Origin of the sequence: Alginatibacterium sediminis (assembly GCF_003610775.1) — a bacterium.
Taxonomy (GTDB): domain Bacteria; phylum Pseudomonadota; class Gammaproteobacteria; order Enterobacterales; family Celerinatantimonadaceae; genus Alginatibacterium; species Alginatibacterium sediminis.
Map to the genome: position 1 here is coordinate 475,988 of NZ_RAQO01000004.1, position 22,400 is coordinate 498,387.

Annotated in this window: 20 protein-coding genes; 12 read left to right on the forward strand and 8 right to left on the reverse strand. The window is 41.2% G+C overall.

All coding sequences use genetic code 11. From position 1 onward, the window contains the following. The first annotated feature begins 1 nt into the window (after nt 1). The 3 genes from DBZ36_RS05230 to DBZ36_RS05240 all read left to right on the forward strand — a co-directional run bounded on the left by DBZ36_RS05230 (nt 2) and on the right by DBZ36_RS05240 (nt 4,364). Nucleotides 2-3,304 (forward strand): phospholipase D-like domain-containing protein, encoded by a 3,303-nt coding sequence (locus tag DBZ36_RS05230; RefSeq protein WP_120353867.1) that lies wholly within the window; start codon nt 2-4, stop codon nt 3,302-3,304. A gap of 146 nt (nt 3,305-3,450) precedes the next feature. Beyond that, on the forward strand, nt 3,451-4,035 hold the full coding sequence (locus tag DBZ36_RS05235; protein WP_120353868.1) for a hypothetical protein: 585 nt from the start codon (nt 3,451-3,453) through the stop codon (nt 4,033-4,035). After that, entirely contained in the window at nt 4,032-4,364 is a 333-nt protein-coding gene (locus DBZ36_RS05240; RefSeq protein WP_120353869.1) for a hypothetical protein, read from the forward strand. The genes DBZ36_RS05235 and DBZ36_RS05240 overlap by 4 nt, the downstream gene beginning before the upstream one ends. A 39-nt stretch (nt 4,365-4,403) precedes the next feature. On the opposite strand, the gene DBZ36_RS05245 is transcribed toward DBZ36_RS05240, so the two are convergent. The 4 genes from DBZ36_RS05245 to cls all read right to left on the reverse strand — a co-directional run bounded on the left by DBZ36_RS05245 (nt 4,404) and on the right by cls (nt 9,210). Beyond that, nucleotides 4,404-5,465, reverse strand: coding sequence for a hypothetical protein (locus tag DBZ36_RS05245; RefSeq protein ID WP_120353870.1), 1,062 nt, complete (start codon nt 5,463-5,465; stop codon nt 4,404-4,406). Further along, entirely contained in the window at nt 5,462-6,538 is a 1,077-nt protein-coding gene (locus tag DBZ36_RS05250; RefSeq protein ID WP_120353871.1) for a lipase family protein, read from the reverse strand. The genes DBZ36_RS05245 and DBZ36_RS05250 overlap by 4 nt, the downstream gene beginning before the upstream one ends. A 241-nt stretch (nt 6,539-6,779) precedes the next feature. Beyond that, on the reverse strand, nt 6,780-7,385 hold the full coding sequence (locus tag DBZ36_RS05255) for an N-acetylmuramoyl-L-alanine amidase (protein WP_120354469.1): 606 nt from the start codon (nt 7,383-7,385) through the stop codon (nt 6,780-6,782). 397 nt (nt 7,386-7,782) lie between these two features. Further along, the gene (gene cls / locus DBZ36_RS05260) at nt 7,783-9,210 is read right to left on the reverse strand and encodes a cardiolipin synthase (protein WP_199711775.1); all 1,428 of its coding nucleotides are present in this window, start codon (nt 9,208-9,210) and stop codon (nt 7,783-7,785) included. 576 nt (nt 9,211-9,786) lie between these two features. On the opposite strand from cls, the gene DBZ36_RS05265 reads away from it, so the two are divergent. The 5 genes from DBZ36_RS05265 (at nt 9,787) to DBZ36_RS05285 (ending at nt 16,465) form a co-directional block, all read left to right on the forward strand. Next, the gene (locus DBZ36_RS05265) at nt 9,787-10,179 is read left to right on the forward strand and encodes a hypothetical protein (protein ID WP_120353873.1); all 393 of its coding nucleotides are present in this window, start codon (nt 9,787-9,789) and stop codon (nt 10,177-10,179) included. A gap of 566 nt (nt 10,180-10,745) precedes the next feature. Beyond that, complete coding sequence (locus DBZ36_RS05270) at nt 10,746-13,019, forward strand: bifunctional diguanylate cyclase/phosphodiesterase (RefSeq protein ID WP_120353874.1); 2,274 nt, start codon at nt 10,746-10,748, stop codon at nt 13,017-13,019. Nucleotides 13,020-13,516: 497 nt separating this feature from the next. Further along, a complete protein-coding gene (locus DBZ36_RS05275; protein WP_120353875.1) occupies nt 13,517-14,473 on the forward strand; it encodes a tripartite tricarboxylate transporter substrate binding protein in 957 nt (318 codons plus the stop codon). A gap of 61 nt (nt 14,474-14,534) precedes the next feature. Continuing rightward, nucleotides 14,535-14,981 carry a tripartite tricarboxylate transporter TctB family protein gene (locus tag DBZ36_RS20815; protein ID WP_120353876.1) on the forward strand — a complete coding sequence of 149 codons (447 nt, stop codon included), beginning with the start codon at nt 14,535-14,537 and terminating at the stop codon, nt 14,979-14,981. A gap of 8 nt (nt 14,982-14,989) precedes the next feature. Then, nucleotides 14,990-16,465: a tripartite tricarboxylate transporter permease gene (locus DBZ36_RS05285; protein ID WP_120353877.1), complete on the forward strand. Its 1,476-nt coding sequence runs from the start codon at nt 14,990-14,992 to the stop codon at nt 16,463-16,465. Nucleotides 16,466-16,571: 106 nt separating this feature from the next. On the opposite strand, the gene DBZ36_RS05290 is transcribed toward DBZ36_RS05285, so the two are convergent. From DBZ36_RS05290 to DBZ36_RS05300, 3 genes are all read right to left on the reverse strand, one after another. Next, complete coding sequence (locus tag DBZ36_RS05290) at nt 16,572-17,126, reverse strand: TVP38/TMEM64 family protein (RefSeq protein ID WP_120353878.1); 555 nt, start codon at nt 17,124-17,126, stop codon at nt 16,572-16,574. Then, complete coding sequence (locus tag DBZ36_RS05295) at nt 17,123-17,620, reverse strand: hypothetical protein (protein WP_120353879.1); 498 nt, start codon at nt 17,618-17,620, stop codon at nt 17,123-17,125. Before DBZ36_RS05295 ends, DBZ36_RS05290 begins: the two co-directional genes overlap by 4 nt. Before the next feature lie 260 nt (nt 17,621-17,880). Then, nucleotides 17,881-18,645 (reverse strand): glutathione S-transferase family protein, encoded by a 765-nt coding sequence (locus DBZ36_RS05300; RefSeq protein ID WP_120353880.1) that lies wholly within the window; start codon nt 18,643-18,645, stop codon nt 17,881-17,883. A gap of 209 nt (nt 18,646-18,854) precedes the next feature. Between DBZ36_RS05300 and DBZ36_RS05305 the strand changes: the two genes are divergently transcribed. Continuing rightward, nucleotides 18,855-19,706, forward strand: a complete 852-nt coding sequence (locus tag DBZ36_RS05305; protein WP_120353881.1) for an NAD(P)H-binding protein — start codon at nt 18,855-18,857, stop codon at nt 19,704-19,706. Between the two features lie 19 nt (nt 19,707-19,725). Here DBZ36_RS05305 and DBZ36_RS05310 read toward each other — a convergent pair whose 3' ends face one another. Then, on the reverse strand, nt 19,726-20,148 hold the full coding sequence (locus DBZ36_RS05310; protein ID WP_120353882.1) for a MarR family winged helix-turn-helix transcriptional regulator: 423 nt from the start codon (nt 20,146-20,148) through the stop codon (nt 19,726-19,728). A 178-nt stretch (nt 20,149-20,326) separates the two neighbouring features. Here DBZ36_RS05310 and DBZ36_RS05315 point away from each other — a divergent pair, with 178 nt between their 5' ends. The 3 genes from DBZ36_RS05315 (at nt 20,327) to DBZ36_RS05325 (ending at nt 22,039) form a co-directional block, all read left to right on the forward strand. Next, entirely contained in the window at nt 20,327-21,106 is a 780-nt protein-coding gene (locus DBZ36_RS05315) for a siderophore-interacting protein (RefSeq protein ID WP_158589032.1), read from the forward strand. 160 nt (nt 21,107-21,266) lie between these two features. Next, nucleotides 21,267-21,752 (forward strand): DUF4405 domain-containing protein, encoded by a 486-nt coding sequence (locus tag DBZ36_RS05320; protein WP_199711776.1) that lies wholly within the window; start codon nt 21,267-21,269, stop codon nt 21,750-21,752. Then, nucleotides 21,752-22,039 (forward strand): hypothetical protein, encoded by a 288-nt coding sequence (locus tag DBZ36_RS05325; RefSeq protein WP_120353884.1) that lies wholly within the window; start codon nt 21,752-21,754, stop codon nt 22,037-22,039. Before DBZ36_RS05320 ends, DBZ36_RS05325 begins: the two co-directional genes overlap by 1 nt. Nucleotides 22,040-22,400 lie beyond the last annotated feature (361 nt).

A 22,400-nucleotide genomic window follows, 5' to 3' on the forward strand; every position in this document is an offset into this window, starting at 1 on the left:
AATGGCTATACTCGTACCCGATCCAAAAGAGCTGGGACTCTCTTCTCCCGCTTTGGGGCCATGGTTTGAAAACAACGCCGCTTTTTCACTAGCCCCACCAGAAGCCAATTTGAGCGTAGAGATCGTTTTGATTATTGGAGGCAAGTGGCTCGCACCTGCTAGCGGTACAATTAGCTTTAATATTGCCAGTGAGGTGAGACCCCAGCAACTTGAGAATTTGCGTCAAGAAAACGGAAACCTTGCTTTTTCCCTCAATAGCTTTGTTGTGCTGTTAACTTTACTGCCCGAAGTAGAGCAGCGCTTGCATTCTTTAATGAACAAGCTCCCTTCAGCCGATGGTTCAAGCAACAATGCGTTGGCTACTCGAGCCAAAATTCGCTACTTCGCGCTTGAATTTAACAGCAGTGATGTTGCTTCACTAGAGGACATAGAAAAACTCATCCCTAATGGCTTTCCTAATGATCTAAGCAATGATGCGCTCAAAGCAGAGTATTTGGGCTTACAAGTCAAAGACGATGCATTAGTCAATTCAAGTCAAAAGAGAGCGGCTCACTTGGCTCGGCCTAGTAAAAATTCGATAATCATAGAAAACAATACAAGCTCGGGAATTAATGCCTTTCTTTGGGCGTTTGACCACAACGGTCGGCCGATTGACCCGGGCGCTGTAGCAAGTTGGTATACCTATCTTGCAAACGAGCACTGGGAGAACCTGTGGGAAGACCCTTCAACCCAAGCGACGGTGCTTTGTGAACAAGAAAAAACAATTCATATCGTCAATGCCCATGAAGGACCCATTGCAGAGGACTTAAAATCTAGACTAGACACAAACGGCATGACAACAGTTCCGGATAGCCACGCCTTGTATAGTACCAACGCTCCAATAGAACTTGCGATTACGACGGCGCCAAGCCCAGATAATGCTCCACTACCACGATTAGCACTATTACCAAATGCAAACTATGTTGAACTAAACTCGACAAGGCATAATCCAATACCACTTTGGCACAATTCAAGCCTAAGTGATCCTTTAGACCGTGATTTTGTAAGGCTAGCTTTAGTCGATCTTGAGCAACAACTTGTAGGTTTGGACCGGAGCAATGCTTTACAAGAATCAGCTAGCACTCGCATTGAAGTACGTCAGAATACCAAAGCTGAGCCCTTTTTACATACTGCTGATGAAGTCGCGCAAGCCATTATCACTAATTTTTCTGACGATAATCCAAGTACCTTTGTAACGCCAACGCTAGATTTAGACTGGGGACCCTTGCCGCAAGTTGATCTAGGCTCGCAAAGCTTATCTGAAAACATTAACTTTGAAGTTAAGGCGATTAGTGGAGAAGGGGAAACCAGCGCAAACGGCGATACTGTAATAAACCAAAGCGTGGTCTTTATCTTTGATGATGTTGAGCTTCCAGAAAATACTTGGATCCGAGTTTGGCCCAAGGGACTTGACTCGCAAACTGGCCGGCACTTCTTGTTAGATGGTGGAGCAGGGCGGGTTAATAGTAATGGACAAGCATGGGTAGTGGTGCCTTTGCCCGATGGAACTTTTGAAAGCTTAGCGCCCATGGCCTGTAACATAGCTATGGTTAGTGATATCGATTCTCAATATTTTGAAGAACAGCGATTTTCTAGGCCTGCACTCATAAGCGGGTCTCGTTTTGACTTACCTCCATCCAATACACCAATTAACGCCCAGCTGCATATCTGTGAAACGGGTAGAAGCTTTGATCGAAGCAATGAGCCTTTAGGATCGGGGCAAACCTTGTTAGCAATAACGGGAAGCGCCGGCAGCGAAATTTATCAATTAGTAAATGAGCAAAGCCTTGAGATAAGTGATTTAAGCCCACAAGTCATTGCGAATCTGCTCTCAGCAAACGATACGGTAATTCTCACTAAACCCGCTTATGGCGCCAGCCCTGAAGGTAGTGTCACGGATACATTGCCAAATAACGCTAAGCTTGTTTATCGGGATAGATCTGGGTTTATAGATACCGAACTTAGCGCTGGTCGACCTGTTCCTGGTATGGAACGTAACGAAGTCGCAGCACTAAACACAGAGTCCCAAAATGCAGTAGTGGGCGGCGCTCAAGCTCGCGCAAAAGTACATGAGGCTTTGCCATCTCAACTTGGGCACCCCGGTGTCCCTGCAGCTAAAGAAGTCCATGCTCTAGGACTTGCAATTGAAGGGCCGGCAATAGTCCCCGTTGCTGAACATTTACGTGAACGCGTTAGTATTAACACAATTGAACTTGCGCTAGCCGCAGCTACAAAAATTGAGGAGCCTCAAAGCGTTTCAGGTCCTACTAAATGGACTTCGGTTCTAGACACAATGACCCATAGTGTTGCTGCCGATGCCGCTCTTCGTGATTTCATTGAAAACTCAGGGCCTATTGCTTTAGGGCAAACTTGGGATTCACTAAAATCAGAGATTCAAACAGGGACTGGTGCTGATCTTGATAGTGCGCTAAATCAATTAGTTGACACCGATAGCCTCAAGCGTGCGTTTGAAAAAATCGCTCACAAAACCAGCCACGGTGCACATGAAGGTCTCAACGCATTACTAGGCGCAATAAGGCGAGCCGAAGATTTTATATATATCGAAACACCATGTATCGATAATGAGACAATTAATGATACATCGTTCAGCTCAATTGTATTAGCGCTCACGCAACGAATCGAGCAGCGCCCGGCTTTGAAAGTTGTCTTGTGTGTTCCTGAGCGCTACCTACCAAACCAACCCAAAGCGCTAGAACGAATTCGACAAAGCGCAATTTCAGATGCTTTGTTTGCATTAAGGGGCAAGAGCACGAGCAACATTGTTTTAATTACACCCACAGCAGGCCCGGGACGTTATCTTCATTTAAGTACCAGCGCTGTGATTGTTGACGATGTATTTGCGCTGATCGGAACCACCCATCTTTGGCGCAGAGGTTTAACCTTTGATTCGTCTATTGCGGCTACTTTATTTGATGAATCTCTTGTCCAAGGGCGCTGTGCTTCGATTGTTTTGTTGCGGCGACAGTTACTTGCTGAACGTTTGAATCTTAGTCTAGACTTAGTTCCAAATGATATGGCTGAAACGGTTTTTGCACTGGCTAAACTTAATCAAATTGGTGGATTAGGAAGAGTAAAAGCGAACGCTTTCCCTGCCAAGCGCGATGAAAGTACAAGCACATTAAAATCGGCCTGGAATCCTGATGGTAGCTTAGGCAATACCCCAAGCAACCAGTGGTTTAATTTCTTTAGTAACATAGACAATAGTACTCAAGACGGCGCGGACTTTTCCAATGCAGTTCGCTAATTCTTGCGCGGTTTTTACAAGTTATCTCGTGCACCTGCAATACAAGAGCCGTTAAAGCCCTAACAGTTTATAGCGTATTCGGAGGCATTATCGGGCTTGAATTACTTTTGGGCTTGGCTTAAACATCACAACAAAGGATTGTTCGTATGAACACGTTTGACTATGCCGTACTCATAAGTGCTATCGCAGGTTTAGTAATGGTTGTTGGCGGCCTAGTCCTTATTTATAAAGGCGCATTAGTGCTAGCATCAACAGATTCGAGCCAAGCGTTAAACATTGAGTGGAAAAAAGATTTCCGATTAAGCACTCAGGCGCCCGGTATTGCGTTTTTTATTATTGGTTTAGCGTTTTCATTTATCTCGGTATTTGCTTCAAAACCTTCGGCAATCGAACCCATTAAAATTGAAGGTTTAGTTGAGCAAATAAGCGAGCAAGTTACCATCAGAGCCCGCTCTTCGATTTGGACTTTGCAAGGCGGGTCTAATGGAGTAGTGAAAGGACGGATCCACCCCCATGTTGAAGATATTATCTTAGAAATTTCTGCACCTGGATATAAGCCTGAACAGATCACATTCCGTTTAAGTGAGCTTAAGAATAGAACAGTAAAATTTGATACGGTTAATCTTGAGCACAAAGTTGAAGCTATTGCAGAACAAGAAGAAAACATAATTGATGTTCCCGATGAATTAGAACCCATTACAAGCAAACCTAATTTTGGAGCTGCACAATGAATGCTAAGTTAAAACTAATGTGTCTAATAATTCTTGGGATAGTTTCTCTAAACCTTTATGCACTACCGAGCCGTTCCTATTCAATTCAAGGAGGCTTTTGTAGCGCTCAAAATCAAGCACCTGTACCGGGTTTGCTAGTCTCGCTTGTGCACCCACAACTCGGTAGAAGTGAGCCAAGCTATACCAATCAATATGGCGTTTTTCAACTGTATGATATTCCTCACAATGATAAGCCTTATTATATTGAAGTCTATTGGGGAACAAGGCTCATATATCGTAATCAACTTCTAGTCCAAGGACCACTAAACTTGCCCATGCAATGTATTTAATCATCCCTTTAACTTGTGAAACGTTTTCCACCTTGTTGATTACGGTGCTTTTATTTTTGCAAAGACTTCATCGACACGTTTCTCCCAACTTTTAACTTCGCTCTTTTTATCAGTGATTGCTTTAAGCAGATCTGCGGTTACGAAAATACCAGTCTCACCATCACGGAAAGTTGCTCCAAAAGAGTATTTGTTGCTAACGTGCAGCATCAAGCCATGACCAAAGTCATCTAAACCTGCGCGATCTGAGTAGGTACTTATTAGCGATGCGCCGCACGCTACATTGGAACCAAAGCAACCTTGCCACAAATTTATCCCAAACCATTCAAGTGATAATGCCGCTTTAAATTGGCTGCCATCGGCTGCACCATCCACATATTCTAGAACGGCCCACGGTCTTAATAAAAATAGTTGTTTGTTTGGGGGGGCGGCAAATGTTGTACTGCTAAGTTGATCCCTATAAATGTATGAGGTGAACATCTTTTCCCAAGGGTACTGGTAACGCGCTTCGTAATAAAACTTGTCCCACTCTTTGCTATAGGCCAATAAATACTTTGAAAGTTCCGCTGCCTCTGCTTCTTTAGCGCCAAGTGTATAAGCAGACCAAGCTGTTGCCCAGGTGCCTAAGTACTGGGCTTGTATTTGCTGTGTACTTTCATCGAATGTACATCCTAAAACTGTAGCTATTCGCTTGGATGTCTCTATGTTGAATGCCGGCGTTAGCAAAACGGGGGCTTCGGTGCCTTGTGAAAATTTTAGGTAATAATTAAAATCCATATCGCTGGAAAGCTCTACTTTTGGCCTGGTTTCGTCATTTAGCTCAAAGGGCGCAGCTTTACGCGAATATGTACGACTGTAGCTAACAATTGAATCTGCCTGGATCACACTTGCAACTTCAAGAGCTGCTTTATCAGCAGAAGCTAGCCATGCTTGGTAAACCTTTTGAGTGACTGCTTCAGGGCCTTTATCTAGCTCCTCAGAGTAATTTAGGCTGGCGTTTAAAAGAGGTTTCCAATGCGCTTTAACTAACTGAGTTGTACATACTTGTGCAGCGGTATTAAAGCTTATAACTAAGGGCAGGGCATATAGTAAGGTTCGCTTCATAATGTTTTCCCACTCATCGCTTCGAGCGTTTTACCAAACTGACTTAAGTTTTGAATCCAATCAGAAAAATTGCTCGCTGAGCTAATTGAAGAAAAAGATTCGCTAAGCTCACGTAGTTGATCAACAAGATCGACGACTTCATTTTCGACTTGGTCGCGTTCTTGTTTGGAAATTGAGATTGCATCAGCAGGCATAATCTCCCAAAGAAATCGGTAGCGAACCGCGGGGTCAATTATATATCCAAACAGATCATGTGGATTTGGAGTTTCAATAAGATGCTCAGTTTGAATATATTTGTAAGCGCGTAAGTAAGTTTCATTGGGTATCCAATTATCACCAATTCTTGGTTCGAATCCATCGAGTCTCATCGGATCTAGGGCGTGCATTACGTTATAGTACTTGCAGGTTGCGGTACTACGGTTCATTGAAGGTTTAGCTAAAGATTCCAGTGGGTTGATTGTTGTTTTAGTGGGATTAAGTTTAAACATTGCTTCAGATGCGTTTGCAAACATCCATAAACTTTGGATTTGATTAAGTAAACCAGTGAGCCGATATCGAGTACCATCGGTATCTAAAATTCCACCGCCAAACAATTTTCCTAAGGTGTCGTTTAAAACTATTGTCGATAAAGAATGCCCTACAATATGAACCTTGCGCGTACCTGCTGCTTGTAGATGCTTCGTGATTTCTTTCGCAATATATAAACGTACAATTTCATGATGCGTTGCCGCATAAAATATTACATCAAGCAGATGTGTAGTTAGGAAGTTGTCTTCATCAGTTTTGGATAAAGTGTTTATGATTTCAGCAGGAAAACTGCCTAAAGTGGCGAGCAAAGACTTGAGCGCATCAGCATTGCTTGCGATGCTCGCTCTTTCTTTTTCAAAGATATGGTCGTAACCAATGCCAACAATTTCAACGTAATCTTCTATCTTTTTTTTGGCTGTTTTTGTTCTCCAGCTTGGGTAACTTGCCAAACTATAATTACATGCCTCAATAACGCTTCGTTTCACTGATTCCGCGCTATGTCTTCCCATTCCGTGCACTACTAGCACGAGTGGTTTATCACTCATGTGTCATCCTTGAGCTTGCTTAAGATTATGAAATAACAGTAGAAGCTAGTGCTAGATTTGTCCTTGTTTTGCGGATGGTTTTACACCAAGGGTGTATCAATTAGTTTGCACAATAACTGTGGCATAAATGGGCAACAGATAGAGCAGGTGAGCACTATCAAAAATCTTATGAAAAACTAAACAAATTAAAGCTAACAACTTCACGAAGAAATCTATTTATTACTAAAAAAACCTAAGCAAGTTAGGGGTTACGCTTTTTCCAATTGATGTAATTGACTATGCCTGCTTCATGAAAGTTAACAATTTTTGTTCGACCTTCAGTGCTAAGAAGAATATCTCTACATTCACGCTCAGTATCCATAAAGAAGCTTTCGGTAAGAACGGCAGGCATCGCTGTTTTTCGAAGCACGTAATAGTTTTTTTCTTTGTCGCGATCACCATCGCTCATATCAGCGCGTAAACGATGTTCCGGAAATTCCGCTTTGAATGCTTTTGCCAAACATTCAGCTACTGGATCGCTTTGAGTGTCACCAACAGTGGTGAAGACCTCAAACCCGGTACCACCTCCAGCATTGGAGTGTATGCTTAGAAAGATGCATTCGCGATCTGCGTAGCTATTTGCGCGATTGACCCGCGTTTTAAGAGTTACATCTCTTTGCTCAGGGCTTATCAATACATAAGGAATACCGCGTACACTGAGCCTCTCAGCGAGGGCATTCGCAATCCATCGATTGAATTCACCTTCGAATAGTTGAGAGCCATCGTCCCATACCGGCGAGCGTTTACCTGAAGTTTGATATACACCATCAATAATGCCGCCATGTCCTGCATCTAGTAAAATTAGCATCGCAAAACCCCGAAACAAATTTTGAGTATAGTGGACTTCCCAGACTTTGCTCGACAGTTTAAACGTCACAAACCGAAGCTGTAAAAAGGACACCTACCTAGACTATTGAATTCACTAAGAATCGGAGCGCCAAGGGCTCTCGGGGTAATAGCTGTATTAATGGGATGCCAATCAATAGCCAAAGTGAGGCGATTCTAAAGTTTGATGTTACGGTTGGTAAGGCTGCTTAAGATGCAGGTTTCAAACGGTTGCGCAGTAGTGTGGCTTTCCAAAAAAATGGTTACAGGTACTTGCTAGCCATTCACATATTGGTGAGCTATGTATAGCTAAGTTCGATCAAGCGTACTTTTTGGAACAGTAAACTGGCTAGAGACTGCTACTAAGACCAATATGTCGATTAAAGAACAGGCCCGACAATGGCGAGGGTATTGTTCCAAAGACGTCGACGCCAACTCCACGCGGCAACTTCCTGAGACGTAATTTGTCGACAACTGGCCAAAAACTCCTGTTGACGTTCACGCATTTGCTTCGTTAGATCGTCATCGCAAATTAGCATGTTGTTTTCGTAGTTAAGATCAAAACTACGTCTGTCCATATTTGCTGAACCAATTAATGTAATTTCTCCATCTACGGTCATGGTTTTAGCGTGCAATATACCTGGTTGGTATTCGTAGATATTGACGCCTGATGCAAGCAGTTCTTCATAGTAGCTTCTACACGTGGCACCTACTGCGAAGTCGTCGTTAAGCGCTGGAAAAATAATAGAGGTCTTAACGCCACGATTACCGGCTGCACAAATAGCGGCTTGTAACGATTCAACTGGCACATAGTAGGGTGTTGTAATAAATAGTTCGTTGCGAGCGCTATAAATTACAGTTTGAAAAGTATCGGGGACAGCTGAATAACGTGCTGTTGGTCCGCTAGCAATAACTTGAGCGGCAAAGCCTGCTTCAATCTTGGCTAAAGGTTGTAGCAAAATATCACTGATATCTTCATTGTTGTATGTCATCCAATCTGTAGCGAAAAGATGCTGGTTTTCGCGAACTATAGGCCCGGTTAAACGTACAACTACATCCACCCATGGGGCATATTTTGCTTTAGTAAGAAATTCTGGATCAGCGCAATTTTGACTTCCACAGTAAGTAAGCTGATTATCAATCACGAGAATTTTGCGGTGATTACGTAAATCGATACGGCCATTTAGAATACGTAGTATGGGATTACCTACTTTTAGAACTCGACATAGCTTTACCCCCGCCGTTTGCAATTCTTTCCATAATGGCGACTTGATTAGGAGTTGAGACCCAATATCGTCGACCATTGCACGGCATGTAACCCCACGATTTACGGCACGTATTAATGCCTTCGCTACTTTTGAGCCATTGTTGTCAGGCATCCAGATGTAAAAAAGAAGGTGAACATGGTCTTCGGCATTATCAATGTCAATAACCATAGAATCGATAGCAGCGTTGGAATCATCCATCAAATGAGCTTGGTTACCACTAACAGCTTGATAACCACTAATTGATTCACCAACTTTAAACAGTGGCTTATGGCGAGCGCTAAGTGTCGGCTTGTTTTCATCAGCATCCCATCCGGGGATATTTTTAACATCAGGAATACCAGCCATGACCTTTTGTAAACGTTCGCTACGTTTCCTGCCAATGTTGGTCTCGCCAAGTAACACATAAACAATGATACCAACAACCGGTATCGCAAGAATCACGACTATCCAAGCAACACGTGAAGATGGGTCTCTATGCGGGCGTAATAAGACACGAAGTAGAACAACAATAGTGATGAGTGCATTGAGTAAAATGAGCATGTGATGTCCTGTCTTGTTCATATTATATGCTGTACTCATCCTAAGCTTGTAGGCTAGTTAGTCAATACACAGGTTGACGATAAGCGCTCATTTATACTAATAGCTTAGTTTTAACAATTGTGTGTCGCTGTCTGCTCATCTGATCTGTTATTCCTATCACTAGAAACAAATGTATTGTGACGAGTTTAGGCGTAAAAATTGACTTACCGATAAGAGTCTCAGTGACTTTGGTTTAGAGCGGTCTTGAAGTTAGATTATCCTAACAACTCAAGTTTTGGTGCTAGCTTGGTCCGCAATTTTAATGGTAAAGAAAATGTGTGCGTAACTAGCGTTCTCCTTATTCCAATACCGGTTCAATACACTAATTAAGCTGTATTTTTTAATCAAATTTCATGTTGCCTTTGACGAGTTGCTGTTAAAGGCTTATCCATAAACGGCCATCCTTAGGATACTAGTTGGCCGTATTTCTGCTAGCTATCGTTACCGATTTATCGACTCTTACTGGCTAACAGGCTTTGATGCTGCTAATATTTTTGTCAAAAAAACATGCGTTTACATTATAAGGAAGCAATTTGCATGATAAAAACTAAGGGAATGTGTTTAGGGGCTGGGTGTTTGTTAGTCTTGAGTGCTTGTTCAACAACAGCGAATACTGTACCCAAGGCTGATGCCGGTCCTTCAGCTTTTGATGGCGTATCATACGACGTGAAAACAAAAGTGTTAAAGGATGATGTACCAGATTCTGAGGCATATCGTTTGTACCTAGAGGAAGACACAAGCTATGGTTCGGTCTATTCCGTTCGTAAAACAGCCCTCAAACAAGCCGCAAGCTACTGTGCGCAAACTTCGCAGTATGTGTCATTGCTTCGTGAGTCTTCTGCCTTAGGTTTACTTTCTGAAGGCAACTACCCAAGAGTTGAGTTAGTGTTCGCTTGTGTAGACGAACAGCCAGAACCCTTACAACAATAGTTGTTAAACGCGGTGCTTTTGAATAAGGTTATTGAAGTTCTTAAGCACCAAACATCGCTACTTTACGCCTTTAATATGTTGGTCCATGGATCTTATTTATGTGGTGCATACGGCTCTCGCAACAAAGCCATCAGATTCTTTTTCGAAACTAAACCAACGAACGCCATACTAGCCAAGCAACAAATGGCTAATTATAACTTCCATCCACGCAATATTTATTTTCTTCGTCAGGATGGTTGCTGTGCTACATCTTCCAATATAAAAAGCATAGTGGTGCGTTTTGTCGAAAAGAGGGAATCGATTACACTCATCCTTACTTAGAACCCTATCTCTAGAAATGCTTATAGGCTTGCAAGGCACTTACCTTAGCTAGTTTCACGATCTTGTTTAAGGCAAGTTAGCAAGCTGACAGATACCAATCTGATTAAGAGCCCTCGCTTTAGGTTTGACATACTTGGAAATATAGCACTATGCTGAAATACATAGTGGAGCATGTATCAAATGAACGCAGGTTAAAAATATACGTATGTGAAATCGTCCGATGAACGAAGATAGTTGGAGATGTGATGAGCGTTGTAGAAGAAAATTTTGAATCGGTATCCTATTTATCTGAATTGCTAGAGATCCAACAGAGAGTAGTAGCCCAGATCGCGCTCAGTGGAAACCTTCACGAAACACTAGATTTAATTTGCCGTGGCATTGAGCAAATATTTTCAGAAAGTGCCGCTAAAAGTTCGGTGTTATTATTAAACGGGAACCAGTTATTACATGGTGCTGCGCCCAGTTTACCCAAGGCTTATTGCGATATTATTGACGGTGTTACAATTGGGCCAAGTGTTGGTTCGTGTGGGACGGCAGCGTTTAGTAAAAGTCGATATGTTGCGCAAGACATTAGTAGTGATCCCAAATGGGTTAACTTTAAATCCGTGGCTCAGACCTACCAACTAGCAGCTTGTTGGTCAACACCTATCATATCGACAGATAACAAAGTGTTGGGTACCTTTGCAGTATACTATGACTATCCAAATGCACCGACCGCCAGCGAATTAAAAGTAATCGATCGTTTTACTAATTTAACGGGTCTGGCGATTGAAAAAGACAAATCATTCACACGCGAACGTGAGCTCAATACTGAGCTCGAGTACAGCCATTCCAAAATTCTAGCAATCACCCACGTACTGCCAGACCAACTATATATATATGACGAAGATGCGCGCTGTGTGGACTTCTATGGAAGTGACGCTAGCAAGAGATTTACTCCTTCCAAGAACTTAATGGGTCAATTAGTGCTTAGTAATGGCGTTGACCATTGTACAAGTCAAGATGCTATCGCCAGAACACTACAAACCGGTGATATGCACATTTTTGAGTACCAAAAGCAGCGAAACGGAAAAACTTACTATTTCGAAAGCCGCATAACCCCGGTTGACGAGTACCTGATAGATTCTCGTAAAAAGTCTTATGTCTTATGGCTTGTAAGAGACATTACCGATCGCAAAGAAGCAGAACAGAAGATCCAAGAACTGGCATATCACGACTTGCTCACCAACTTACCGAATCGCCGATATTTGCTGAATCAATTGCAAAAACTGATGGAAAAGGCTGCGCTAGAAAACAGTATTGGCGCTTTACTGTATCTAGACCTCGACAATTTTAAAGGGGTTAACGATTCGATGGGCCACTCTGCGGGAGATACGCTGCTTAAAGATATTTGCAGTCGCCTATCTATTAAGCTAAATCCAAATGATACCTTTGCAAGAATTGGTGGCGACGAATTCGTAATTTTACTATCTGAGTTTAGCTATGAATCAGCTCGAGTTGCATCAATGGCCGCTAACATGTCTGAAATACTAATGGCTCAACTTAGTAAACCGTTCGATGTTTGTGGTCGCAATGTGATTATTGAAGCTAGCATTGGTATTACTCTAATAGGATCAGACGAAACCCACGCGGATGAAATATTAATGCGGGCTGATACGGCTATGTATTCTGCAAAACGAACCGCTCAAAAAAACTATTGTTTTTTTGATCCCGCATTGCATGAAAGTCTTAAGAAGCGTTTTGAAATTGAAAGTCAGCTCAAAGATGCGATTAACAAACGGGAAATCGTTACTTATTTTCAGCCCCAAGTCACGGCTAATGGTGAGCTACAAGGTGTGGAAGCACTAGTTCGATGGAATCATCCTGATAAGCGATTAGTTTCGCCCATTGAGTTCGTTGCTGTTGCTGAAGAAATAGGAGTTATCGATAGCTTGCAGCGCGTAGTAATGGAAGATTGCTGCGCTTTGTTTCGTACATTGCAATCACAAGGACGCTTAACACCTAATTTTAGGGTGTCTATCAATATGAGTGCCATTCAATTTCGGAATGTAAATCTTAGTGAAGATTTAACTCAACTTTTTTTGCAAGAAGGAGTAGCACCAAGTTTTATTACTCTGGAGCTCACTGAAAGCATGTTAGTGGAAGAGATCGACGGCGCAATAAAACAGATGCAGGCTTTAAAAGCCAAGGGTTTTCGACTCTCAATCGATGATTTTGGTACGGGGTATTCGTCACTCGCTTACCTGCAGACTTTTCCAATTGATGAACTAAAAATTGATAAAAGTTTTTTGGATAAGATGGACTCAGCTAATATCGGTACTGGCATTATTGATACAATTATAACCCTTGCAGAGCACTTGAACTTCGAAGTTGTCGCTGAAGGGGTAGAGCACCAAGGTCAACTTGATTACCTAAGACAAAAACATATTACAGCGATGCAAGGTTACTTTTTTGCACGCCCCATGCCAGCTGAATCCCTTTACGAGTGGATCGAGGATGATTTGGATAATATTTATTAAAATAGCTAATTCTGATTGTTAAGGTCAATATTTTCATTTTTTATTTTTTATTTGGATAATTAAAACTGTATATATATAAAATACAAATCTAGTTAAAGGCAGTTCTATATAGTATCTTTAGCTAGAGTTACTCTCCTCTATATAAATTTACCAATCCCTGCCTTACTAAAGTAAACCACCAAAGATTGAATATAGCCTATCATTTGAGCTTACCAGTAATCCATACGCCGAAGTTGCGTGTTTTCCATTCATACTTTCTGCATATCACAACTAAGATTTCGATAGTAATCACAGATCACAAAACTAACATAGTTCCAAATGCTGGCATTATGCATTGGAACTAACGTTTTAGTTTGAAGAAATGGGGGAGATTACGTTACTGTCAGAAAACAAGGTGTTTTGCTCGTAAATATAGACTCAGCAATTAAGAACATAGTTGATTTCTGTATTTTATGTCAATTTCAATAAATGCGAACTTAGTAAGCAAAGGATTGTAGATGAAAAATATATTATCCAAATTGATATTCGTACCATTAGTAGTTGCAGGTATGTCTACTTTTGTAAACGCAAATTCATATCCAGAGGGCCCAGTGAAAATTATTGTGCCTTACTCAGCCGGTGGTGGTTCCGACAGTGTGAGTCGTGCGTTAGCGGAAGCGATAAAAACTGATTTCCCTGACGGTATAGCAGTAGAGAACAGGACTGGAGGCGCAGGTTCCATTGGCATGTCCTATGGAATGCGTGCGGAACCTAATGGAAGTATCGTAACCATGGTGGCTCCAGAGTTGGTCATGTTACCGCACTCAGGAAATGGCGGAGATATTGATTATAAACAGTTCATCCCTTTAGCAATCGTTAATTCGGGTTATGCGGCAATAACGGTTCCAGCAGATTCGGCATATAAAAGCTTAGAAGATTTGCTCGTTGACGCAAAATCTAACAACTTGTTATTCGGTAACTCCGGTACTGGCTCTATCTGGCACCTAGCTGGCGCTGGTATGCAGCAGGCAGCAAGCGTTGAATTTACGCATGTACCATATAAAGGTTCATCTGCAGCAATTACGGCATTGCTTGGACGTCACTTGGATGCAGTATCGGTATCTTACGCTGAAGTTGCAAATCAGGTCGACGCGGGTGCCTTACGAACCCTAGCTGTGCTTGCGCCGAATAGACTAGTTGATGCACCAAATGTACCGACTGCGACTGAACTTGGATACGATGTTGTAATAGGGACATGGAGAGGGTATACGGTGCCTGTCGGCACGCCACCAGCCACGGTAACTTATTTAACGGATGCAATATTGAAAGCTGTTGAAACCGATACGTTTGTCGAATTTATGAAGAATACTAATAATGATATTGAGATTATAGAATCCGAAGAGTTTGCAAATAAACTTAAAAGAGAAGATGAGTTTTATAAAGGATTAATATCTAGTTTAGGGCTTAGTCAATAATTTTACTTGTTAAAGGCATCACGCAAGGTGCCTTCTAAATAGTAATAAAAATGGAATTATTATGAGAAGTGGAAAGTTAGTATTAGCTGCGGGCTTCTTAGTTTTGTCTATTTTTGTATTTATTCTTTCACTTCAACTACCACCTACAAGAAACGGAGTTCCAGGACCTGCGACGTGGCCAGTATTAGTCTCGATAGTCATGTTTATATCTGCCATATCGCTTGGTGTTAAAGAGTTTTTTAAAAGTAACGAGACCGTAATAAAAATTATTGGAAAAGATCAAATCAGAGTCTATATAAGCATGACTGCTTTGTTTGCTTACTTAGTATCAATGATGTTAATTGGTTTTTCAGTATCGACGTTTATTATGCTTTATGGGTTTATAACATGGCTTGGGAATTATAAATGGCATTTTAGAGTTATATGCGCTTTAGTCATTACTACGATTGTATATTGCGTTTTCCATTTTGTGTTAAAGGTGCCATTTAGATTTGGCATACTTTTTTAGGAGTTGCAATGTTAGTTGAAGCCTTAAACTTGGTACTACAACCTTCCGTACTACTATTTATCATTTTAGGTGTTGCTGGTGGAATGTGCATTGGCTGTCTCCCTGGTCTGACAACTACAATGGGCGTTGCTCTCGTTTTACCATTAACATTTGGGATGGATGCAACTCAGAGTATTTTGTTGTTAATTGGGGTATATGTCGGTGCTGTTTACGGTGGCTCCATGTCGGCTATTCTACTTAACACGCCTGGCACTCCAGCTTCAGCTGCAACGGCCTTAGATGGCTACCAAATGGCAAAAAGAGGAGAGGCAGGTAGAGCCCTTGGCATAGCGACTACCAGTTCGTTTTTAGGCGGGGTCATAAGCTGTATCTTCTTAATCCTTATATCTCCTGTGCTAGCAAAATTCGCTCTTAAATTTAGTGCGCCAGAATTTTTTATGCTGGCTATGTTTGGATTGTGCATCATTTCCTCTATCTCGGGGAAATCAATGTTAATCGGTTTACTAAGTGGTACTTTTGGCATTTTGATTGCGACAATAGGTATTGACGATATCACTGGTTCAATGCGCTTTACGTTTAATAATATGAATCTGTTTAGCGGTATTAGTTTTATACCGGTCATGATTGGACTATTTGCGATGAGTCAGGCGTTTGTTGGCATCGAAGATATTTTCGTAAAATCGCAAACAACTAAAAAACTGTCTCACGTTTTTCCAAAACGCGAGGACTGGGGCTTAATAGTTAAGAATAGTATCGGTTTCGGTTCACTAGGAGCGTTTGTTGGGAGTATACCTGGCGTCGGAGCCGATATAGCGTCCTTTATTGCTTATGGGCAGGCAAAAAGTATGTCCAAACACCCCGAAAAATTTGGAACTGGCCTACCAGAAGCGATTTCAGCTCCAGAAGCTGCAAACAATGGTGTAACTGGAGGTGCGCTTATACCTATGCTTACTTTAGGCGTTCCTGGAGATGCTGTGGCAGCCATCATGATTGGTGCGCTCACTGTACAAGGACTGCAGCCCGGACCCTTGTTATTTCAAAATGACGCACCTGTTGTATACGCAATTTTTATTGGTTTACTGTTAGCGAATATTTGCATGCTAGTGCTTGGACTTAATAGTGTTCGTTTATTTACTAAGGTGCTTTCAGTACCAAAGCAGATTTTAGTTCCTATTATTTTCCTCTTATGCTTTGTTGGCTCATATGCACTAGCTAATAACGTATTTGACGTGATCGTTATGCTAGTGTTTGGGGTTATAGGATATTTTTTTCATAAATTGGAAGTGTCAGCATCTCCAGCGATATTGGGTTTGATCCTTGGACCGATGGCTGAAAGCAATTTTCGAAGAGCGTTGCTAATGGCGCGTGGCGACTATTTAACCTTTCTATCAACTGGAATTTGTTGGACGTTTTTTGTGCTTATTTTAGTATCCTTATTATGGCCGTTTGCTCAAAAACAGTGGTTGAAACGCAAACATGCATAAATGCAGAGGTGTTAGATTCAGTTTTTAACATAAGCTTAGTTTCAACAATAGCGTCTGGTGCTGCATACTAATGGTTAATACTGCAATAAAAATTAAATGTCGCTTGTTACAACACCAATTTAGAAATCCAGTCACTTACGTAAATAAGCAAACTTATTAGTAAACCCTCACCAACAGCTACCGACATTACGATTTGTTTTCGTGATAACCCAGACAGGCGAGCGAGGTAGACAATAATTTCGGTAAAGACTAAGGGAAAAAATGCCCATGCGGCAATGGCTGCAACGCCCATTGAATTTACCCAAGCTTGTGCACGTTTTATAGATTTACCTGGTATGGAACTAAGACGCTTTTTCATATCTAGATGGTCGATTGCCAAACATACAAAGTAAGCCGATAAGCAAGACATCGTCAGGCTGATAATAAACAGTAACCAAGGCTCTACTGCGCTTGCCATGACAAGAATGAGTGGCATTGTAGGTATAAATAGCAGGCCTCTGAAGGCAATCACGATGGCGTACGCACTCAAAAAATACCATTGATAAGTGACGATTGCTTCGCGCATTTCATCTAAGCTATAGCGAGAATTTAGCCAATTCATACTTAACATAGCGATTGCAACTATTGAAAGCCAAATCAAGAGCTTAATTCGTGATTTCATTGCCTATTGCCGTGCTTTCTATCAGAACAGATTTGCTGTTCGCGGGCTTTTTTGCAGCTTTCTTTGTCGTCACATCGAGTTCCTACAACTTCCCATGCCAAATCGATCGTCCGATGTTTCGCGATGATCGTAAACTGGCAGCGTTGCGGGTAATCTTGAACCACGAACATGTGAGCAAAGAATGTGCTTTTATCGTGATTTGGGGGGAACTGTTCTTTTAATTGCTGAAACAAAAGTTTGTCATCGTCTGAGGGGGTTACGTTCCATTGTTGAGCCAGTTCGGCTTTACTGCTGACTTGATAATGGGTGAATTTGTATTTAGGCAAGATCTCCAAGCCAGTGCTTAAAACGTTGCTAAATATTGAAGGGATATAAACGGCACAGACTACCGTGAGCACCAATGAAATGAGCAGAGCTAAGGCTATGCGGGTGGCACTGCGAATAATTTTAGACAACGTTTTTGAGGAACGAAAGCGTTTAGCGAAATTTGTCACATACACTCCAAAGAATACCCTGCAGAGCCATATACATTGAAGCTAAGGCTAAGCTAATTGTGTCAAACGTTAACTAGCTCTTTGCTGAAAGTAAACAAAAAAACACCTTAAGTGTGCCAAAGCTGTGAGCCGAGGTCTCCCGTCTTACTACAGATAGCAACTTAGATTAAGAGTTAAACGTTTTGCTAGCGATTTAGTGTTGTTAGTACCGAGAGAGTTCGTGCATATATGGCTTTCGACCTTGAGCAAATAGAACGAGTTTATTTCTGTGGTAACCAGTCCAAAATTGCTGTTTTAAAGCTTGGTCGATTTATAATCTCGTTTTTCCAGTTTTCTAAATGTGTAAACTGGTGAAATGGATAATCTGCAATTTTAAGGATTACTAATTGCGGGATCCAAGCTATATCTGCTAGTGAAAAAGCTTCTCCCGCTAAAAACTTATGTTGTTTTAATCGAGTATTGATACGAGTAAAACAATCATTAAGTACGTTCGTTGCTTTATCGATATCAATTTGTGTAAAACCCTCATTTGAGTTGTAGCGTTCATGAAAGGCTAACAATGCTTTGTTAAAAGTTTGGTTTTCTCTGTATTGTGCCATTTGTTCAGGCGAACGCATTAGTTGTTTGCCTCCCTTGGCGTTGGTATACATAAAGGTTTTAATGGAAAAATGATTATCGCTAGCTAGGTTCATCCAATAGTACATGTCCAATAAATCTTGCTCATTAGTGGGACGCAATGAGTAAGCGCTGTAGTTCATGTCTAGATAGTCAATGATGTCCGCAGATTCGATGATAACTGTACCGTTGTCAATTAAGCTTGGTACAAGGCCATTAGGATTTACTCCAATGTAATCTTTACTGTAATTTTCACCTTTGAGTAAATCTAACAAATGGCTTGTCCAGTGCAGTTGTTTTTCGGCAAGCGTTAACCGTACACGCATTGCGCAATTAGAAAAACCAGCATGATACAGGTGTAAGCCTTTAAAGTTTTCAACAGAGGTATTGCTTGGTTTGATTATTCCCATAGTATTTCTCCAATATTTAAGGTTTTCGATAATTGATGTTGCTGATTTTGTACTGCTGCAGTGCCTGTTTTGATAAAGCGCCTCAATAAAGTTGATATTATCAATCATATTCTATAAAGTTGATAACATCAACTAGTGAGAGCGGCTTTAGTTGAGCGGCAATTTTTGAGTTAAGCGGCTACAGTTCTAAACGTGTAAGGAAAATGAAAATGACAATTGCTATTAGTGCGGCAAGTGGAAAGCTCGGGTCGGCGATAATTGATGCTTGCATTGCGCTTGCACCGGAACAAACTATTGTTGCTTTGGCGCGAACACCAAAACGTGTTTTACAACAAGGTATAGAAGTTAGACCCGGCGACTACAACGACCTAGAACAACTAAAAATGTCTTTGCGTGGTGTCGATTCATTGCTGTTAGTTTCGGGTATGGATGCACCTGATAAACGTATCATCCAACACCGAAATATGATTCAAGCTGCTCAATTTGCTGGTGTAAAAAAAATAGTCTATACCAGCGTACAAGGAAGTGAAAAAGATACGGCATTTTCACCCGTGATCAAGAGTAATCGCCAAACCGAAAAAGACGTGCAAGAAAGTGGACTAGCGTTTGTCATTGGACGAAATGGTATCTATATTGAACCGGATATAGAATACATAGAAAATTACGTCAAAGAAGGTGGGATTGTAAACTGCGCAGATGATGGTAAATGCGGCTACACAACACGTACAGAATTAGGCTTTGCCTATGCAAAAATGTTAATCGAGTCTAAACACAATAGCCAAATTTATAACCTAAATGGCGAAGCAATCACTCAATATCAACTTGCAGACTATCTGAATCAAGCATTTGGGACTCAGCTGAGTTACAAGCCAATTAGCGTCGTTCAATACCGACAACAACGTATCGATGAATTAGGTGATTTTATCGGCGCTATTATAGGAGGAATTTACCAAGGAATACGCGAAGGCAAAGCTGACAATCCGAGTCATTATTTTCAAGCGGCCGGTCGCGCTCATATCGATTGGCAAACCTACTTCGACAAACTGAAATCCACCCTTTAAAGGTATAACTTGTGTTTTCTTAGCGTAGATTGTTGCTCATTCGAGCAGCAATCTCCATGAAGTCCACAAGGTCTACATCGTTAATATCTGTCGTCATTTTGGCGAAAACCTGGGTGTCAATTTTTGCTAATTGTTCTAGAGCATCATTACCTTTGTTAGTCAGTACCAACAATTGGCTTCGTTGATCATCTGGATTCGCTGACTTATCAATAAAACCTAAATCTAACAGTGTCTTAATCAAGCGGGTAACCTGTGCTTTATCGCGATGTAGATAGTTAACTATATCCATCGCTGTGCAGGGAGCTTGCTTGTGAATAATTTTCATTACCCGCATGTGCATCGCTGAAACACCAAGATCTAGTGAGTCTATTTGCGATTGTAATTGGCTCTTTAGGGCATGTGCTAAACGAAATACACCGTCTAATGACTTAATCTGGGACAAAATTCACCTCGAAATAATAGTTGACTTAGTCAATCAATATATCTATAGTTGACATTATCAACCATAAGGGCGAATAAATCAAGTTGCTTGTGAAAGAACAGGTACGCTGCTGAATTCCCCATCGATTAATCGAAAGTCATAAATGGTTACGTACTATTTAAAATTAAAGAGAATTAATATGAAACCTAGAAAATCCCCAAAACTAGTAACCGTCGTATCGACTGAAGCGTTAAGCAAAAATATCCAGAGAATCGTTTTTTCAGCAGATGAATTACATAGTTTTGATGAAAACTGCGCTGGACAGTATATAAAATTGTTGTTCAATCAAAAGGGAGGTACCGAGTTGCCTAAGGTTTCCCTCTGGTCTAAACCTTCAATGCGAACATACACGATACGCTCGTTTGATAGAGCAAACTTGTTAATGAGCGTTGACTTTGTAGTTCATAGAGACGGGTCGGTACGAGGTCTAGCTTGCGATTGGGCCTTAAGAGCGAAAGCTGGCGACACTATTACTATTGCAGGTCCAGGTAATGGACAAGTATTACCGACTGGTGCGCAGAACTACTTATTGTTCGGCGATATGACATCCTTGCCTGCTATTGCAGTTATGCTAGAGAGATTGTCAGCCAACGCTGTAGGGCAAGCCTTCATTCAAGTCGAAAGCGAGTCGGATATTCAGAAATTGGCAAAGCCACTGGCTGTCGAGATTCATTGGCTGATAGCAAACCCATCGTCATCAGTGTTGTTAGAGGCTGTAGAAAGCATTCCTACATCGGATCAAATACCCGCTATTTGGTGTGCATGCGACTTTAATCAAATGCGGGCTATTCGTTCTATCGTAACGAAATGGTCTAACTTTAATCGCGAATTGACATACTTTAGTAGTTATTGGAAACCTGGTGTTACTGAGGACGGGCATAAAGCGCTTAAACAGCAAGATCAGCAACAAAGGGCTTAAGCCCGTGGTAAACATCGTTTAAGTCATCTTCAGTCTGAGCAAATGTCATAAAAAAATAGCTTGGTAAACTTATGTAAACCTAGTTGATGAAGTCAATTAGATTGCTAGAATAACCATAATATTTTAAGGGCTTCATTTGGCACTATGGCAATGGATAATCATGAGTAAAAAGACTTGGAAAGATAGTTTAGAAAAAACCCGCTATGTAATGGATGCATGGCTGCTAATTGGGTTTATTTTAGTATGTGCGCCAAATACAACTGGCATCGTATTACATGAGTGGTTAAGCCTCGTGTTTATCGTGCCTTTGATTATCCATATGCTGTTGCATTGGGATTGGATGAAGACTCTACCAAATAAATTCATACATAATTTTTCATCAAAATCGCGTTTCAATGCCATTTGGGATGTTTTCTTTTTTGTTGCGATGATGATGGTGATACTAAGCGGTTTTCTAGTATCGGTTGCGATGTTTCCCCAGCTGGGAATTCCTCTAGAAGTGAAGCCGTTTTGGTCAGAAATTCATCATAGTATAGGTAATATTTTATTACCCATCTTAGGAATACACTTAGCGTTGCATTGGCAATGGATCAAGTCGATGACCCAAAAAATGATGGCCAAAGCTAACCAACGAAAGGAAAGCTAATGAAGTACGTGACAAAGCATTGGAAAGTAAGATCGGTCATCATAATGAGTGTTAGCCTAGTCGTATGCGCAATTCTATGGACATTATCGTTAAGCGAATGGGCCGCTGAAATGAACTCAGCTGTTACGCAAGCACACGATAAACCCGATATTTCGGCAATAGCATTAGGCTTAGTCTCGCTTCTAAAAGTAACCTTGATGATCTTAATCCCTGGGGGACTGACGCTCGCAATAACTTCGCTTTACAAAAAATTGACCCTAATGATAAAAACCACAAGCAAGGGTTAGCATTGTGTGTCACAGAGCTAATAATTTTTCTTTTCATTAATTGCCCGTCATTGGTACATTTTAAAATTGCTTAGATTAAGGATTAATCACAGTTAGTCATTAGCCTAATCACTCCCCAAACAAGTTCTTGTATTGATAAAGCCGCCGATGGCGGCTTTTGCGTTTAACCGATATACCTACCCAAATCTAGTTACTTCCAAAATTTTGGGGTAGATCTAGTTTTAAAACATTATTCATATGCATCATCTAAATTTTTTGTATTATTAAATGACATAAGTGCTTGGTTTGAATAAACAGTTCTCTAAGCTTGTATGTGAAGCTATAGCTGCGTTTATAAGCTGATCACTGCTTCAAGTATAAT